Source organism: Mangrovicoccus sp. HB161399, from assembly GCF_013184745.1.
GTDB lineage: Bacteria > Pseudomonadota > Alphaproteobacteria > Rhodobacterales > Rhodobacteraceae > Mangrovicoccus.
Genome location: NZ_JAATVU010000019.1, coordinates 20,652 through 35,920 on the forward strand (window position 1 = coordinate 20,652; position 15,269 = coordinate 35,920).

At 68.8% G+C, this 15,269-nt stretch carries 15 protein-coding genes; 1 reads left to right on the forward strand and 14 read right to left on the reverse strand.

What is annotated here, in order from left to right:
- Nucleotides 1-23: 23 nt before the first annotated feature.
- From HCC78_RS12775 to HCC78_RS12820, 10 genes are all read right to left on the reverse strand, one after another.
- The gene (locus HCC78_RS12775) at nt 24-725 is read right to left on the reverse strand and encodes an ABC transporter ATP-binding protein (protein WP_172329171.1); all 702 of its coding nucleotides are present in this window, start codon (nt 723-725) and stop codon (nt 24-26) included.
- Nucleotides 718-1,488: an ABC transporter ATP-binding protein gene (locus HCC78_RS12780; protein WP_172329172.1), complete on the reverse strand. Its 771-nt coding sequence runs from the start codon at nt 1,486-1,488 to the stop codon at nt 718-720. Before HCC78_RS12780 ends, HCC78_RS12775 begins: the two co-directional genes overlap by 8 nt.
- Entirely contained in the window at nt 1,485-2,114 is a 630-nt protein-coding gene (locus HCC78_RS12785) for a TetR/AcrR family transcriptional regulator (RefSeq protein WP_172329173.1), read from the reverse strand. Before HCC78_RS12785 ends, HCC78_RS12780 begins: the two co-directional genes overlap by 4 nt.
- A 95-nt stretch (nt 2,115-2,209) precedes the next feature.
- The gene (locus HCC78_RS12790) at nt 2,210-4,012 is read right to left on the reverse strand and encodes a CocE/NonD family hydrolase (protein ID WP_172329174.1); all 1,803 of its coding nucleotides are present in this window, start codon (nt 4,010-4,012) and stop codon (nt 2,210-2,212) included.
- Nucleotides 4,009-4,878, reverse strand: a complete 870-nt coding sequence (locus HCC78_RS12795) for an ABC transporter permease (RefSeq protein WP_172329175.1) — start codon at nt 4,876-4,878, stop codon at nt 4,009-4,011. The genes HCC78_RS12790 and HCC78_RS12795 overlap by 4 nt, the downstream gene beginning before the upstream one ends.
- A gap of 79 nt (nt 4,879-4,957) precedes the next feature.
- The gene (locus HCC78_RS12800; protein WP_172329176.1) at nt 4,958-6,004 is read right to left on the reverse strand and encodes a PotD/PotF family extracellular solute-binding protein; all 1,047 of its coding nucleotides are present in this window, start codon (nt 6,002-6,004) and stop codon (nt 4,958-4,960) included.
- Between the two features lie 72 nt (nt 6,005-6,076).
- Complete coding sequence (locus tag HCC78_RS12805) at nt 6,077-7,141, reverse strand: ABC transporter ATP-binding protein (protein WP_172329177.1); 1,065 nt, start codon at nt 7,139-7,141, stop codon at nt 6,077-6,079.
- Entirely contained in the window at nt 7,141-7,953 is an 813-nt protein-coding gene (locus tag HCC78_RS12810; protein ID WP_216671139.1) for an ABC transporter permease, read from the reverse strand. Before HCC78_RS12810 ends, HCC78_RS12805 begins: the two co-directional genes overlap by 1 nt.
- Before the next feature lie 5 nt (nt 7,954-7,958).
- Nucleotides 7,959-9,206 carry an amidohydrolase family protein gene (locus HCC78_RS12815; RefSeq protein ID WP_172329179.1) on the reverse strand — a complete coding sequence of 416 codons (1,248 nt, stop codon included), beginning with the start codon at nt 9,204-9,206 and terminating at the stop codon, nt 7,959-7,961.
- A 22-nt stretch (nt 9,207-9,228) separates the two neighbouring features.
- The gene (locus tag HCC78_RS12820) at nt 9,229-10,476 is read right to left on the reverse strand and encodes an amidohydrolase family protein (RefSeq protein WP_172329180.1); all 1,248 of its coding nucleotides are present in this window, start codon (nt 10,474-10,476) and stop codon (nt 9,229-9,231) included.
- Between the two features lie 401 nt (nt 10,477-10,877).
- Between HCC78_RS12820 and HCC78_RS12825 the strand changes: the two genes are divergently transcribed.
- Nucleotides 10,878-11,861, forward strand: a complete 984-nt coding sequence (locus HCC78_RS12825) for a GTP-binding protein (protein WP_172329181.1) — start codon at nt 10,878-10,880, stop codon at nt 11,859-11,861.
- A gap of 10 nt (nt 11,862-11,871) precedes the next feature.
- On the opposite strand, the gene HCC78_RS12830 is transcribed toward HCC78_RS12825, so the two are convergent.
- Genes HCC78_RS12830 through HCC78_RS12845 form a run of 4 tightly spaced genes read right to left on the reverse strand, consistent with a single transcriptional unit; the run spans nt 11,872 to nt 15,225 of the window.
- Nucleotides 11,872-12,543: a GntR family transcriptional regulator gene (locus HCC78_RS12830; RefSeq protein WP_172329182.1), complete on the reverse strand. Its 672-nt coding sequence runs from the start codon at nt 12,541-12,543 to the stop codon at nt 11,872-11,874.
- A 3-nt stretch (nt 12,544-12,546) separates the two neighbouring features.
- A complete protein-coding gene (locus tag HCC78_RS12835) occupies nt 12,547-13,326 on the reverse strand; it encodes an ABC transporter permease (protein ID WP_172329183.1) in 780 nt (259 codons plus the stop codon).
- Nucleotide 13,327: 1 nt separating this feature from the next.
- Entirely contained in the window at nt 13,328-14,170 is an 843-nt protein-coding gene (locus HCC78_RS12840; protein WP_172329184.1) for an ABC transporter permease, read from the reverse strand.
- Nucleotides 14,167-15,225, reverse strand: a complete 1,059-nt coding sequence (locus HCC78_RS12845; protein WP_172329185.1) for an ABC transporter ATP-binding protein — start codon at nt 15,223-15,225, stop codon at nt 14,167-14,169. Before HCC78_RS12845 ends, HCC78_RS12840 begins: the two co-directional genes overlap by 4 nt.
- Between the last annotated feature and the right edge of the window lie 44 nt (nt 15,226-15,269).

The following is a 15,269-nucleotide window of genomic DNA, read 5'->3' on the forward strand; positions in this document are numbered from 1 at the left end:
GGTCATTTGCCTTCGATGTCGTGTCATCCGCCGAGGAACAGCCGCCGGATCTCGGGATCGGCGGCCAAGTCGGGCCCTCCGCCCTCGGCGGCATTGCTGCCCGAAACCAGCACGTAGCCGCGGCTGGAGACCTCCAGTGCCTCCAGCGCGTGCTGCTCGACCATCAGGATGGGCAAGCCGAGATCGCGCAGGCCCAGCACCACTTCGAAGAGCTCTTCGGTCGCCTTGGGCGAGAGCCCCGCGGTCGGCTCGTCGAGCAGCAGCATCTTCGGTGCGGTCATCAGCGCCATCGCCATGGCGAGGATCTGCCGCTGCCCGCCGGAAAGCGTCCGCGCCAGCGCCCGGCGCTTCTCGGCCAGGACGGGATAGCGGCCGTACATCCGCGCGCGTTCCTCCGCCATCTGGCGCGACGGGCCCGGCCAGGCGAGTTCCAGGTTCTCGGCGACCGTGAGCGTGCCGAACACGTTGCGCTCCTGCATGACGAAAGCGAATCCCGCCCGGGCGCGCTCTGCCGCGCCCTGCCGCGTGACATCCGCACCGCCCAGCCGCACATGGCCCTCCCGCGCCGGAACGAGGCCGGAGACCACCTTCAGCAGCGTCGATTTCCCGGCACCGTTCGGCCCGACCAGGGTGACCAGCTCGCCCGGCTCCACATGGACCGAGACGCCCTTCAGGATCCGTTCCGCGCTGGCATAGCCCGCGACGAGGCCCTCGACCTCAAGCATCGTGGCGCACCCCCAGATAGGCTTCCTGCACGGCCTTGTCGGCCACGACCTCGGCAAAGCTGCCCTCGGTCATCTTGCGGCCCTCGGCCATGACGATCACCGGATCGCAGAGCCGCGCGACCATCGCCATGTCGTGCTCGATCAGGCAGATGGTGATGCCCTCTTCGTTCAGCGCCGTCAGGTGCTCGGCGATCTGCGCGGACAACGTCGGGTTCACCCCGGCCATCGGCTCGTCGAAGAGGATCATCCGCGGCTCCGCCATCAGCGCGCGGCCGATCTCCACCAGCTTCTTCTGTCCCCCGGAGAGCGCGGAAACCGGGTTGTCGATCACATGGTCCAGCTTCAGCCGCCGCGCGACCGACAGGGCCGTCTCGGCCAGCCGCTCCTCGTGCTGCCGCCCGGCGCGGCCGCCGGTCAGGCTCTGCCAGAAGCCCTCGCCGGGATGGCCCTGGCCGTAGAGCATCAGGTGGTCGAAAACGCTGAGACGCGGAAAGCCGCGGGCCAGCTGGAAGCTGCGCACCAGGCCGAGGCCCACCCGCTCCCGCGGGGGCAATCGGGTGATGTCTGTTCCCGCGAAGCTGACGCGCCCGCCCTGCGGCAGGAGCGCGCCGGAAATGGCGTTGATCGCGGTCGATTTCCCGGCACCGTTCGGGCCGATCAGCCCGGTGACGGTGCCCTGCCGCACCTCGAAGCTGGCGCCGTTCAGCACCTGCACGCCATAGAAGCCGTGGCGCAGGCCCTCGACTGTCAGCAGCGCGCTCATGTCCCCTGCTCCGGGTCATGATGCATCAGGAAGGGCAGCTGCGCCTTCCACTCCTTCAGCATCGAGGCATAGTATTTCGGGTCGTCGCGCAGGATGGTCTGGGCGATCATGCCGCGGAACAGGCACATGGTCATGTTGAGCAGCATCTTCGCGCGCTGCGCCTCGATCCCCTCCTTCTCGGCCAGCACCGCCCAGATCGCGTCGAGCCCGCCGTGGAAATCCTGCACCACCGGCACCAGATGGGCGTGCAGCGCCCGGTTGTGCCGTGCCTCCGGAAGGTATTCGAGCGTGACGTAGAACAGCCCGTCGGACATCACCTCCCAGAGATAGTCGACGATCTGGTCCGACCCGCCGCCGCGCTCGGCCAGCGCGCGGGCAAAGCCGTGCAGCCGGTCGTTGACCAGCCGCAGGTGGTTGTCGATGGATTTGGCGATCAGCTCGTCGCGCGAGGCGAAGTGATGGGTCAGCGCGCCGCGCGAGACCCCTGCCGCCTCGGCGATCCGGGTGGTGGTCAGCCGCTGCAGGCCTTCCTCCAGCATCAGCTCCATGGTCGCGCGGTAGAGCGCCTGCACGGTCTCCTCGCTGCGCTGCGCCTGGGTCCGCCTGTCCTTCTGCCGCTCTGCCATGCTCCCCCTCCTGTTTCGCTGCCGATGCCCCGCCGGGTCCGGACGGCCCCCTGCCGCCCGCTGCACCGGAGGCCGCATGATCGCCGCCCGCGCCGTCATGCGGCAAGCTCCGGCAGCGCGATGCGGCAGCCTGCCAGTGCCAGATCGGCCCGCGGCAGCCGGCCATGCGGCACCTTGCCGAAATGGTCGGCATCGCCGCCCGAGAGCGACAGCCGGATGCGGCTGCCCGCCGCGAACTGCCAGCCTACTGGCAGCAGCGGCAGGCGGAGGCGCATCCGCTCGCCCGGCACGGCAGGGGCGGCGTCCTCGCGGCGGAAGCTGCGCCAGATCCAGGGCACGGCAATTTCGGGCGGCGGCAGCGCCTCGGCGCGGTGCAGAACCCGCAGCATGCCCTCGGTGACATGGCGTTCGGTGCCGTCCGCCTCGACCTCGGTCAGGTAGGCGAAGATCGCGGCATCGGCAGTGTCGAGAACGATCTCCAGATCGGCATGGGCATGGCCGAGCAGCCGGAACGGCGCCTCCAGCGGCGCGCTGTCCCAGTGCAGCATCGCCGCGCTGCGCCCCTGCCAGTCGGGATAGCAGCTGCGGCAGTCGATCCCGGCGATGCGTTCGTAGCGGGTCTGCGTGCCGGTCCCCATGCCGGGATCCGCGGCGAAGGCGGCGGCGCCCTGCCCCGGCGCGGCGCCGAGCGATCCGTCCGCCTGCGGAAAGAGCTGTCGCAAGCCCGCCTCCGCGGGCCAATCCGGCAGCGCGTGCCATTCCTCCTCGTGCATCGCGTAGACATGGACCGGCGCCTCGTCCCGCAGGCCGGTGCCGCGCTCCATCAGGTAGGTGTCGAAGAAGCGCAGCACCTCGGCCAGCAGCGGAAAGCCCGGCGTCTCGGCGGCGCGCCAGGGCGAGACATCGATCCGCGCGCCATGGTCCCAGGGGCCGAGCAGAAGGTGGCGCGGATTGTCCTTCAGCGTCAGGTGCCGCGCGATGGCGCCGTTGGCATAGCCCGCGCCGTCCATCCAGCCCGAGACCGACATGACGGCAACATCGGGACGGATCCCCTGCGCATAATGATACGGGCTGAAGGCGGCGCTGGAATAGTCCGGGTCGTAGGGCAGCCCCTCTTCGCGGTAGCGCAGGTCGGCCATGAATCCGGTCTGGCGGAAATTGCCGCGGTGTTCGGCCAGCGCCTCGGCCAGAAGCGTGCCGTCCGGATCGGCATCCACTGGCTGCGGGCCGCGGAAATCGGGATTGGCGTAGTAGCTGAAATCACGCAGCAGTTCCCGCCGGTCGAGGTCGAGCCCCTCCATCAGCCGGTCATAGTGCTGCGTCAGCGAGGCGATCTGCAGCCCGCCGGGGAAATAGTTGTCCGACCAGGTGTCCCAGACGGAGAACAGCGGCGCGATGGCCTTCACCGCCGGGTGGCCTGTGGAGGCCAGGAAATCCGCAGCCGCGCCCAGATAGGAGACGCCGGTCGCGCCGATCCGGCCGTCGCTCCAGCCCTGCGCCACGATCCAGTCGGCGATCTCCGCGCTATCGAGCCGCTCGGCCGGCGAACGGAATCCGTCGCGCGTGCCGAAGCTCGCCCCGGTACCGCGCACATCCGCGACCACCACCGCATAGCCGCGCGGCACGAAGAAATCGCGGAACTTGCCGGTATTGGGGTTCGGGTCGGCAGGCGATCCCTGCGCCAGCGCGAAGCGGCGGTAATAGGGCGTCAGGAACAGCAGGCAGGGATAGCGCCCGGTGCCGTCGCCCGGCAGGTAGGTGTCGACCGCGATCCGGCAGCCATCGCGCATCGCCACGTATTCCGACACCGGCGCGGGCACGCCGCCTTCCGCCGGGCGTGTGGCGAGATAAGCCTCCGGCGGCACGCGCCAGGCGGCGGCGGGAGCGGCATCCTTCATGCGCGGAACCTCTGGCGGGTGGCGAAGCCCGCGGCCACGGTCAGCGCCAGGGTGGAGGCCATCAGGATGAAGGCCACCGCCGCCGAGAACGGCCAGTTGTTCAGCTGGAACTGGTCGTAGATCACCGGCGCCATCATGTGGAATTCGGGCCCGCCCAGCAGCACCGGCGTGGCATAGGCGTTCATCGCCAGGATGAAGGTCAGGATCGTGCCCGCGGCGACGCCCGGCAGCGCCATCGGCCACAGCACCCGGCGGAACATCGTCCAGGGGCCGGCGCCCATCGAGAACGCCGCCTCCTCGAGGTTGCGGGAAATCCCCTCGATCACGCTCTGCAGCGTCAGCACCATGTAGGGCAGGTTCACCGCGATGATGCCGAGGATGACGGCGAGCTCGGAATACATGATCTCCGTGGAGCCGGAGGTGATCCCGAGGTTTTCCAGCGACACGCTGAGGAAGCCGCGGCTGCCCAAGAGCGTCATCCATCCCGCCGCGCGCACCGCGTTGCCGACGAAGAGTGGCACCACCACGCCGATGATCATCAGGTTCTTGAAGCGCGACTGGGTGCGCGCCAGCACATAGGCCAGCGGAAAGCCGAGGACGATGCAGACGAGCGTGCAGAGGATGGAAATGCGGATCGTCGTCCAGAACGCCGCCAGATAGAACGGATCGGTGAAGAACTGCACGTAGTTCTCCGGCGAGAACGCCGAAATCATGAACTCGTAGGGATCGTACTTGTTGACCGAGTATTTCGCCAGCAGCAGCAGCGGGCCCAGCACGCCGAGCGCGACCACCACCGTGGCCGGCCCGACGAGCGCGGCGGCGGTCAGCCCTGTGCGGGCGGGGGCATTGGCGGTGGCATCGGTCATGGCGGGTCCGTCTTTCGGAAGTCAGGAGCCCGCCGCCGTCCGGATTGCTGGTGCCGGGCGGCGGCGGGGGCAGGCGGGATCAGGCGGCGAAGCTCTTGTCCCACCAGCCTTTCATGTCGGCGTCATTTTCGAGGATGAAGCCGTAGTCGGGGCTGTTGAGGTTCTCGACCTCTTCCGGGGTGAAGCCGATCTTCTGGGTCAGCTCGGGCGAAATCTCGGCGTCCGAGACCGTCGGGTTGTAGCCCATGTCGACGGCGAAGGCCTCCTGCGCCGCCGGTTGCAGCATCGCGTCGAGATAGGCATAGGCGCCGTCGACATTGGGCGAGTTCTTCGGGATGACGAAGCCGGACTCGTAGGGGATCGCGCCCTCGGACGGCGTCGCGCCCATGACGCTGATCCCGGCCTTCTGCCACTGCACGGTGCGCGCCTTCCACATCAGGCCGATGTCGATCTCGCCATTGGCCAAACCTTGCGCGAAGGCCTCGTTGGTCGGGTAGATCCGGGCGCCGGCCTTGCGGGCCTCCAGGAGCAGGCCCTTGCCCATCTCGACATCGGTGACGCCGCCGCCCGCGGCGAGCCCGGCGGCAATCATCGTGTACTGGTACTGGATGTCGATGAAGCCGAGCTTTGCGCCGTTCGCGGGGTCCAGCACCTTAGCAAAGCTCTCCGGAGCCTCCCGGGTGTCGGGGTTGTAGACGCCGACCATGCCCGAATAAATGTGGCCGATGCCGTAATTGTGCTTGAAGGCCGGCAGCACGTCATCGCCGTTGGCGAGCTTGGAATAGTCGATCTCCTGGGTGATGCCCTGCTCGAAGAGCTGGTACATGCTGGTGCCGTTGACAGCCTGGATGTCGGTGGACCCGCGCGGCAGGCGGCGTTCGGCGGCCATCTTGGCGCGGCGCTCGGGATCGCCGGCCTGGTCCTGGATGACTTCCCAGCCTTCGGAGATCAGGAAGGGCTCCTCGATGTTCTTGTTGAGGAGCCGCGCATAGTCGCCGCCCCAGGTGCCGACGACGACGCGTCCTCCGGCAGCGCGGGCGAGACGCGGCGCGCAGACCAGCGCGGTTCCGGCGGCGGCCGAAGCAAGAAGCCCGCGGCGGCTGATCATGGCTTTGGTGTTCTTCATGTCCTTCTCCATCTGTCGGTGTCCTCGGGGGACGGGGCCGCCCTCTGGCGGGACGGTTTGGCGGGGCGCGGCTCAGTGGCCGCGCGCATGGGGATCGGATGCGGGGAAGACCGCGGGAGTGCCGAGGCTGGCGAAGACCCGATCTCCCATGGCAGGCAGCGTGCCGCCCTGGTTGGAGACCTGCGCGACGACGAGGTCGGAGGGGCTGAGCCGAACATGCAGGTCGATCAGCCCGCCCATGTAGGAGACAAGCTCCACCGTGCCGGGGAAGACATTCGTCCCCTCCGCGGGCGGCTCGGCCGACACGGCGATGCGCTCGGGGCGCAGCGCGGCGGTGACAGGACCATGGATCGGCTTCGACACCTCGATGGCCAGCCCGCCAGACGTGACGAGGCGGCCGTCGCGCAATTCGCCTTCGAGGAAGCTCGACCGGCCGACGAAGCCCGCGACGAAGCGGCTGGCCGGGGTCTCGTAGAGCTCCCGCTGGGTGCCGACCTGGCGGACCTGGCCCTCGCTCATGACGACCAGCCGGTCGGACATGGTCAGCGCCTCTTCCTGGTCATGGGTGACCATGACGGCGGTGATGCCCAGCCGCTGCTGCAGCGCGCGGATCTCGATGCGGACTTCGTGGCGCAGCTTGGCGTCGAGGTTCGACAGCGGCTCGTCGAGCAGCAGCACGTCGGGGCGGAAGACCAGCGCGCGGGCCAGCGCCACGCGCTGCTGCTGCCCGCCCGACATCTGCCGCGGATAGCGGTCGGCGAGATGGCCGAGCTGCACCAGATCGAGCGCGCCGCGGACCTTCTCGGCGGTCTCGGCCTTCGACATCTTCCGCATCTCCAGCCCGAAGGCGACGTTCTCGGCCACCGTCATGTGCGGGAAGAGCGCGTAGTTCTGGAAGACGAGGCCAGTGTTCCGCTTCCAGGGCGGCAGTCGGGTCACGTCGTTGCCGCCGATGGAGATGCTGCCCGCGGTCGGCTCGACGAAGCCCGCGATCATCCGCAGCGTCGTGGTCTTGCCGCAGCCCGACGGCCCCAGCAGCACGAGGAACTCGCCCTCGGGCACGTCGAGGCTCACGTCGCGGGCGGCGTGGAAATCGCCGTAGCGCTTGGTGAGGGCGTTCAATTCCAGTCTGGCCATTACACTACCCGGCTGATCTTGACGAAACGGTCGGTGACGAGGAGCGCCACGGCGATGACGGCGATCTGCATGACCGAGACCGCTGCGACGGAGGGGTCGATGCGCCATTCGAGATACTGCAGGATCGCGATCGGCAAAGTCGTCTGCCCCGGCGCGACGAGGAACAGGCTGACCTCCAGATTGCCGAAGGACGACACGAAGCCGAAGAGGCAGCCCGCGACGATGCCCGGCAGGATCGAGGGCACGGTCACACGGCGGAAGGTGGTCAGCCGGTCGGCGCCCAGGTTCTGCGCGGCCTCCTCCAGCGTGCGGTCGAACCCGGCAAGGCTGGCCAGGATCAGCCGCACCGTCCACGGGATCACCAGCAGCACATGGCCGAACACGATTCCCCAGAAGCTGCCGATGATCGGCAGTCCGGTGGCAATCTCGGTCTCCACCTGGAAGACATAGAGCGCGAAGCCCAGCACGATGCCCGGCACGATCAGCGGCATCAGCAGCAGGTTGGAGATCGCGCCATTGAGGAAGAACTTGTAGCGGTTCAGCGCCAGCGCAGCAGGCAGCGCGACGGCGAGGCCGATCAGCGTGGCGATCACGCCGACCTGGGTGGAGGTCCAGAAGGCGGAGAGGAAGCGATCATTGGCGATCCCCGCGCCGTACCAGCGCAGCGAATAGCCCTCTGGCGGGTAGGAGGGAATCTCCTGGGCGTAGACCGACAGCCAGGTCACGAAGATCAGCGGGATCAGGATGTAGAGGAAGGCGAGCCCCGCCGCGCCGTTCAGCGCCCAGCGGCCCAGGCGCCTGCTGTCGGGCATGGCGCTCATGCCGCCAGGCCCAGACGGTCGGCCACGAAGGCGCCGCCCTTCATGATGAAGGGCATGTGCCGCCCCTGCCCTTCGAGCAGCGTGACGTCCTTGGTCGGATCGCCGTCCACCAGGATCAGGTCGGCCCAGGCGCCTGCCGCCACGGTACCCAGCAGCCCCGGGCGGCGCACCACCTCGGCGGCGATGGTCGTGGCCGCGCGGATCACCTCGATCGGCGACTGCACCTCGGCACGGATGGAGAATTCCCGGCTCTGGTCCTCGTTCAGCGCGCCCAGCAGGTCCGAGCCATAGGCGACCTTGACGCCAGCGGCCTTGCAGATCTCCAGCGAGCGGTAGCCGCCCTCCAGCACCATGTCGTTCTTTTCCAGCATGACCGCGGGCATGCCGAAATCCGCCGCGCGCTCCTTCATCGCCACATAGGCGACGAGGTTGGCCACCAGATAGGCGCCGTTCTCCGCCATCAGCTTCGCGGCGGCCTCGTCGATCAGGTTGCCATGCTCGATGGTGCGCACGCCTGCCGTGACGGCGCGGGTGATCGCCTCGGCCGAATAGGCGTGGGCCAGCACGTAGCGGCCGAAATTCTCGGCCTCCTCGACCGCGGCCTCCATCTCTTCCATAGTGAATTGCAGGCTGTCGAGCGGATCGTTGGGCGAGGCCACCCCGCCCGAGGCCATGATCTTGATGTGGTCGGCCCCCTGGCGCATCTGCTCGCGCACGGTCTTGCGCACGCCGTCCTCGCCATCGGCCACGACGCGCAGGAAGGCCATGCCGTTGCAGCACGGGCAGGCATAGCCGGGACTGGTCCGCGCGCGCCCGTCGCTATGCCCGCCCGTCGGTCCGATGGACCGTCCCGCAATGAACAGGCGCGGGCCGGGGAGCAGCCCCTGCTCGATCGCCTGCTTCATGCCCCAGTCGGTGCCGCCGGTGTCGCGCACGGTGGTGAAGCCCCGGTGCAGCATCTCCTTCAGCCGCCGCGCGCCTCGGGCGGCGGCGAGCGTCATCGGGATGTCCTCGAGCTTGCGGGTGTAGACCTCGGAATGCATCGAATGGACATGGCAGTCGATCAGGCCGGGCATCAGCGTGCGCCCGCCGCAATCGACCACCTGCGCACCGGCCAGCGACACCGGCACATCCGAGACCTCGCGGATGCGTTCGCCCTCGACGACAACCTCGTAGCCGCCGCGCGGTTCGTCGAAGGCCGGATCGAGAAGCTGCAGGTTGCGGAACAGGATCGGCGTGGTCATGGGCGGGCTCCCAGCGGGCGGGTCATTGCAGGCGGTTCCGGACGAAATGGCCGTTCTGCAGGATCAGCGGGATATTCTCTCCCTGGCCTGCGAGCAGCGAGATGTCGGCAAGCGGATCGCCGTCGACGAGGATCAGGTCAGCCAGCGCGCCGGGCGCGATGCAGCCGAGCTCGCCCTCCTTTTTCAGGAGCCTCGCGCCGATCGTCGTGGCTGAGCGGATGATGTCGATCGCGGGCAGCACCTCGCGCCGGATGGTGAATTCGCGCGACTGCGCGCCGCGCAGCTGGCCCAGGAGGTCGCTGCCGAAGGCCACGGGGACACCGGCCGCCTTGCAGATCTCCAGCGAGCGCAGCCCGCCCTCGATCACCACGTCGTTCTTCTCCAGCATCTCCGCGTTCATGCCGAATTCGGCGGCGCGGTCCTTCATGGTGAAATAGGCCACGAGGTTCGCCACCATGAACATGTCCTTTTCGGCCATGGCGGCGGCGGCTTCCTCGTTGATCAGGTTGCCGTGCTCGATGCAGCGCACGCCCCCATCGGCCGCGCGCAGGATCGCCTCGGGCGAATAGGCATGGGCGCAGACATAGCGGCCGAAGGCCTCGGCCTCGGCGACGGCGGCCCGCACTTCTCCCATGGAAAACTGCAGGCTGTCGAGCGGGTCGTAGGGCGAGGCCACCCCGCCGGACATCATGATCTTGATGTGGTCGCAGCCCTGGCGCATCTCCTCGCGCACCGCCTTCCTGACCTCGTCCGCCCCGTCGGCGAGGCAGAGCGTGAAGGCCAGCGCGTCGCAGCAGGCACATTTGATGGCGCTGTCGGTGCGACGCCGCCCGTCGCTATGCCCGCCCGTCGGGCCGATGGCGCGGCCCGCCACGAAGAGCCGCGGCCCCTCGATCAACCCGTCCTCGACGCCCTGGCGCAGCCCCCAATCGGCCCCGCCGGTGTCGCGCACCGTGGTGAAGCCGCGGCCCAGCATCGCCTTCATCTCGGCCATGGCATGCGCCGTCATAAGCGTCAGCGGCTGGGTCTCGAGACGCGGCAGGAAGACCTCGTTCAGCACGACATGGACGTGGCTGTCGATCAGCCCGGGCATCAGCGTGCGCCCGCCGCAATCCACCAGCGCCGCATCGCCAGCCCTGATCGGCCGGTCCGAGACCTCGCGGATGCGGGCATCTTCGACCAGAAGCTCGAAGCCGTCCCGGAGCTCGTCCTGCAGCGGATCGAGCAGCCGGAAATTTCGGAAGAGCAGCTGGCCCTGGCCGGAATGCATGTCCGTCTCCTTCGCTGGCCCGGATGCGGGCACGGGGTCTGGTTGCCGGAAACCGCAGGCTCCGGCGCCCCGGCCTGGGCCGGGAAAAGGGGTGTCTTGGCGAGGCAGCGGGTCCCGTGCGCCGGGGCCCCTGCAGATCGGACGGAGCGCCGGTCAGGCGCATCCCGTGCCCCAAGCAGACTCGCCCGCCCCCCGCCTGTCAAATGCCGCGGCCCGCAAAACGCGCAATTCCGGCGGTTAGGGAAAAATTAACAAACAGGCGTGTTTGTTTTGGGTGAAAAATTATGCATCCGGCGCGTTGTTTTCGCCGATCCGGGCACCGGGAGGCCTGCGGGAGTCGCCCTTGCGCCGCGACTCTGCCCCTATGGAGGGGCCAGAAGCGAAACAGCGAGAACCCGGCCATGACCGATCCGATTGCCCCGCCCCTGCCCGCCGTCATCCTCACCGGCTTCCTCGGCGCCGGGAAGACGACGCTGCTGCGGCGCCTGCTGACCGCGCCCGGAAGCCCGCGCATGGCGGTGCTGGTGAACGATTTCGGCGAGATCAACATCGACGCCGATCTGGTGACCGAGATCGCGGGCGAGGATGTCATGGCGCTGCAGAACGGCTGCATCTGCTGCACGATCCAGGACGACCTGCTGGGCGCGATCGAAACCGTGCTGGCCCAGGAACCGCGCCCGGAACGGCTGGTGATCGAGGCCAGCGGCGTGTCGCGGCCCCTGCAGATCGCCGCCGCGTTCGAGGACCTGCGGCTGGAGGGCCGGGTCGCGCTCGACGCCGTGCTCTGCCTCGTCGATTGCGGCGGCTTCCTCGATCTCGACGCGGCCTCGACCGACCTGGCCATGGACCAGGTGGCCGGGAGCGACGTGGCGATCCTGAACAAGTGCGACCAGGCCGGCCCGGCGGAGATCGACCGGATCGAGGCGGTGCTGCGGGCCCAGCAGCCGCGGCTGCATGCCCTGCGGACCACGGAGGCGCAGGTGCCGCTGGACCTGCTGGCCGGACTGCCCGACCGGACGGAGCGCGCGGAACCGGCGCATGTCTGCGGGCCGGATTGCGGGCACGGCCATCACCATCATGACCACGGCACGGAATTCCGCTCCTGGTCCTGGCAATCCGGTGGGCCGCTGGACCCGGCGGCGCTGCGCAGGGCGGTCCGGGCGCTGCCGCAGGGATTGCTCCGCGGCAAGGGCGTGTTCCGCGGGACCGGCGGCGAAAGGCTGGTCTTCGATCTGATCGGAAAGCGGCGGCAGCTGCGGCAGGAGGACGGCCCGCCGCCCGAACGCTCCACCATGGTGCTTCTGGCCCGCGGCGGTCTCATCGAGCCCGAAGCGCTGGAGCACCTGCTCGGCGCCTGCCTGGCGGACATGCCCGCCGGGGCCTGAGTCCCGCCGGTCAGGCCCCGCTGCGTTCCAGCACGGCGCGGGTGGTTTCCCAGGCGCGCCGGATCAGCTCGACGGTGACGGCCTCGGCCCGCTCCGCATCGCCCGCGCGGACGGCTTCGACCAGCAGCTGGTTCTCCGTGCTCATCCGCCCGAGGATCGCATCGTCGGACCGGTAGGCGCGGAAGCGGTAGCGCAGCGCCAGCTTGTCGACCTGCGCCAGCAACCGCAGCAGCAGCGCGTTGCCACAGGCGGAATGCAGCAGCCCGGTCAGCCGGACATTGGCCTCGAAGGCCTCGCGGGGGTCGCGGGCGGCCTCCATCCGGGCGACTTCGGCCTGCAGTGCATCGGCAATCACCGCATGGTCCGGCTGGCGCGCCACCAGCCCGGCGGCCGTCGCTTCCAATGGCATCCGGCACTGGGTCAGCTCGTCCAGCCCGGCCACGGAAATCTCGGTGACCCGCGCGCCCAGCCGCGGGCGGCGCTCGATCAGGCCGGTCGGCTCCAGCAGCTGCAGCGCTTCGCGCAGCGGCGAGCGCGAGACGCCGAACTGCGCGCAGATGGCTTCCTCGCGCAGCTTCTCGCCGGGGGCGAATTCCTCCCGGATGATCGCCGCTTCCAGACGTTCGGCAATCTGCGCGCCGATGGAGCGCAGCGGCAGCGTCTCGATCCTCCCCCCGGTCATGGCTCAGCCCTTCCGCCCGAACAGCCGGTCCGCCACCACGACCGCGGCCAGGGTGAAGATGATCGACACGGTCGACACCGCGGCCGCCTCGGGCGTGAAGTTGAAGCGCAGGTAGTCATAGAGCTGGATCGGCAGCGGCGCGGAGCCGGTTCCCTTGAGGATGAAGGAGATCCCGAAGGTATCGAAGCTGATGATGAAGGCAAAGACCCCGCCGGTCGCCAGGCCCGGCGCGATCAGCGGCAGGGTGACACGGCGGAAGGCCGTCATGCGCGACGCGCCGAGGGAGCGGGCCGCCAGCTCGCAGGCCTCGTCGCGTCCCTGCAGCGAGGTCGTCACGTTGAGGAAGACGAAGGGCAGCGTCATCAGGACGTGGCCGGTGAAGAGCGCGATCCTGTGCTCCAGACCGACGCCGATCTGGTAGAAGAAGAACAGCAGTGCGATGGCGGTGAGGATTTCCGGCAGGATCAGCGGCAGAAGCAGCAGCACGCGCACCGTCTCGGCCTCCTTCCCGGCATGGCGGACGTAGTAGAGCGCCGCCATCGTGCCGATCACCAGCGAGACCGCGGTGGCAAGCGCGGCCAGAACCGCCGAATAGACGATGGCGTCGATGAAGACGTCGTTCTGCAGGAAGGTGACGAACCAGCGGAGGCTGAGCCCCTGCGGCGGGAAGGTCAGGAAGTTCCCGGCATTGAACGAGGCCAGCACGACGACGGCGATCGGCGCGAGCAGGAAGATGTAGACCAGCACCCGGAAGAGCGCGAGCAGGGCTTCGGCAAGGCGCATGTTATTTCCACTTCATCCGGGTGAGCATGGCGAAGGCGATGACGATCAGCCCGGCAGAGAGCGCCAGCACGAAGGCCATGGCCGAACCGAACGGCCAGAGGAACTGGTCGATCAGCGCATCGACCACGAGGATCGTCGTGGTCTTGACCCGCATGCCGCCGATCAGCGCGGGCGTCACGTAGGAGGAAATCGCCAGCACGAAGACGAGGATGCAGCCCGACTGAACGCCCGGCATCGACACCGGGAAAGTCACGCGGCGGAACACGGTCAGGCGCGACGCCCCGAGCGAGCGCGCCGCCTGGCCGATGGCCGGGTCGATGCCCTGCAGCGAGGACAGCAGGGGCAGCACCATGAAGGGCAGGAAGACATGCGCCAGCGCCAGAACGACGCCGAAATCGTTGTACATCAGTTTCAGCGGCCGGACGATGATCCCCAGATCCTTCAGCGTCTTGTTGATGACGCCCGTGTTGCCCAGCAGGATCGTCCAGCCATAGCTGCGGATCACGATCCCGACGAGCAGGGGCGAGAGCACGATGCCGTAGAGGATGCCCCGCCAGCGCCGAGAGGCGGTCGCGATGTGCAGCGCCAGCGGATAGCCGAGCAGCAGGCAGACGGCGGTGGTGATGATGCCCAGCCAGAGCGTGTGCGGCAGGGCGGAGAGGTAGTAGTCCTGCGTGAAGAACTGGGCATAGGCCTCGAAGCCGAAGCCCGGATCGAAGGGCTTTCCCTCGCTGCCGGGCATGCGCAGGCTCATCACCAGCACGTTGATGTAGGGCAGCATCACGAAGAAGAAGATCAGCGCCGCGGCGGGCGCGATCAGCAGGAGCGGACGGCGGCGGCTCATGCGGCGGCGTCCCTTGCGACCGGCCAGAGCCGCGCCGGATCGAGCAGCAGGCCCACCGCCTGGCCTTCGTCGGCCAGCACGTTGGCCGGGGTCTGCACCGCCAGCACGCCGAAATCGGTCGCGATCTCGTAGTCGATGTAGCCGCCGCCGAAGAGCCGCCGCGTGACGCGGCCGCCCAGATGCCCCTGCCCCGCCCCGGTCAGCGCGATCTGCTCGGGCCGGGCCATGATGCCGAGGCGCGCGGCGGGCTTCTCCGGCGCGGGAATGGTCAGGGACGCGCCGCCGGGCAGCGTCAGGTCGATCGTGCCCGCGCCGGGATTGGCGGCCGGCAGGTCGAGGATGTTGGCGTTGCCGACGAAGCGGGCCACGGCTTCGGTCGAGGGAGTGTTGTAGATCTCCTCCGGCGTGCCTGCCTGCGCGATGGCGCCGTCGAACATGACGACCACGAGGTCGGACATGGTCATCGCCTCGTTCTGGTCATGGGTCACGTAGATCGTGGTGATGCCGACCCGCTTCTGCAGGTCGCGGATGAAGCCGCGCATCTCGTCGCGCAGCTTGGCATCGAGGTTCGCCAGCGGCTCGTCCAGGAGCAGGATCGCGGGCTCGATCACCAGCGCGCGGCCGAGGGCGACGCGCTGCTGCTGGCCGCCCGACAGAGCCTTGGGATAGCGCTCCGCATAGGGGGTCAGCTGCACCAGGTCGAGCGTCCTCGCCACGCGCTCGGCGATCTGCGCCTTCGGCACCTTCCGCATCTCCAGCCCGAAGGCCAGGTTCTGCGCCACGGTCAGGTGCGGGAAGAGCGCGTAGGACTGGAACACCATGCCGATGTCGCGCTTCTCGGGGAGCTTGCGCGAGATGTCCTTGCCGTCGAAGAGGATCCGGCCGTCGGTCACCTCCTCGAAGCCGGCGATGCAGCGCAGCGTCGTCGACTTGCCGCAGCCCGAGGGCCCCAGCAGCGAGACGAACTGGCCATGGCCGACACTCAGCGAGATGCCGCGCAGCGCCGGGGCGCCGCCATAGGATTTGACGAGCGAGAGAAGGGAGACTTCGGTCATGGAGGGATGGGGTCTTTCTGGCTGGCCCCGCGCATTCCGGCGCG

Coding starts and splice junctions, on each gene's coding strand:
- HCC78_RS12775 (WP_172329171.1), bottom strand. CDS start 725: ATGCTTGAGGTCGAGGGCCTCGTCGCGGGCTATGCCAGCGCGGAACGG.
- HCC78_RS12780 (WP_172329172.1), bottom strand. CDS start 1,488: ATGAGCGCGCTGCTGACAGTCGAGGGCCTGCGCCACGGCTTCTATGGC.
- HCC78_RS12785 (WP_172329173.1), bottom strand. CDS start 2,114: ATGGCAGAGCGGCAGAAGGACAGGCGGACCCAGGCGCAGCGCAGCGAG.
- HCC78_RS12790 (WP_172329174.1), bottom strand. CDS start 4,012: ATGAAGGATGCCGCTCCCGCCGCCGCCTGGCGCGTGCCGCCGGAGGCT.
- HCC78_RS12795 (WP_172329175.1), bottom strand. CDS start 4,878: ATGACCGATGCCACCGCCAATGCCCCCGCCCGCACAGGGCTGACCGCC.
- HCC78_RS12800 (WP_172329176.1), bottom strand. CDS start 6,004: ATGAAGAACACCAAAGCCATGATCAGCCGCCGCGGGCTTCTTGCTTCG.
- HCC78_RS12805 (WP_172329177.1), bottom strand. CDS start 7,141: ATGGCCAGACTGGAATTGAACGCCCTCACCAAGCGCTACGGCGATTTC.
- HCC78_RS12810 (WP_216671139.1), bottom strand. CDS start 7,953: ATGCCCGACAGCAGGCGCCTGGGCCGCTGGGCGCTGAACGGCGCGGCG.
- HCC78_RS12815 (WP_172329179.1), bottom strand. CDS start 9,206: ATGACCACGCCGATCCTGTTCCGCAACCTGCAGCTTCTCGATCCGGCC.
- HCC78_RS12820 (WP_172329180.1), bottom strand. CDS start 10,476: ATGCATTCCGGCCAGGGCCAGCTGCTCTTCCGAAATTTCCGGCTGCTC.
- HCC78_RS12825 (WP_172329181.1), top strand. CDS start 10,878: ATGACCGATCCGATTGCCCCGCCCCTGCCCGCCGTCATCCTCACCGGC.
- HCC78_RS12830 (WP_172329182.1), bottom strand. CDS start 12,543: ATGACCGGGGGGAGGATCGAGACGCTGCCGCTGCGCTCCATCGGCGCG.
- HCC78_RS12835 (WP_172329183.1), bottom strand. CDS start 13,326: ATGCGCCTTGCCGAAGCCCTGCTCGCGCTCTTCCGGGTGCTGGTCTAC.
- HCC78_RS12840 (WP_172329184.1), bottom strand. CDS start 14,170: ATGAGCCGCCGCCGTCCGCTCCTGCTGATCGCGCCCGCCGCGGCGCTG.
- HCC78_RS12845 (WP_172329185.1), bottom strand. CDS start 15,225: ATGACCGAAGTCTCCCTTCTCTCGCTCGTCAAATCCTATGGCGGCGCC.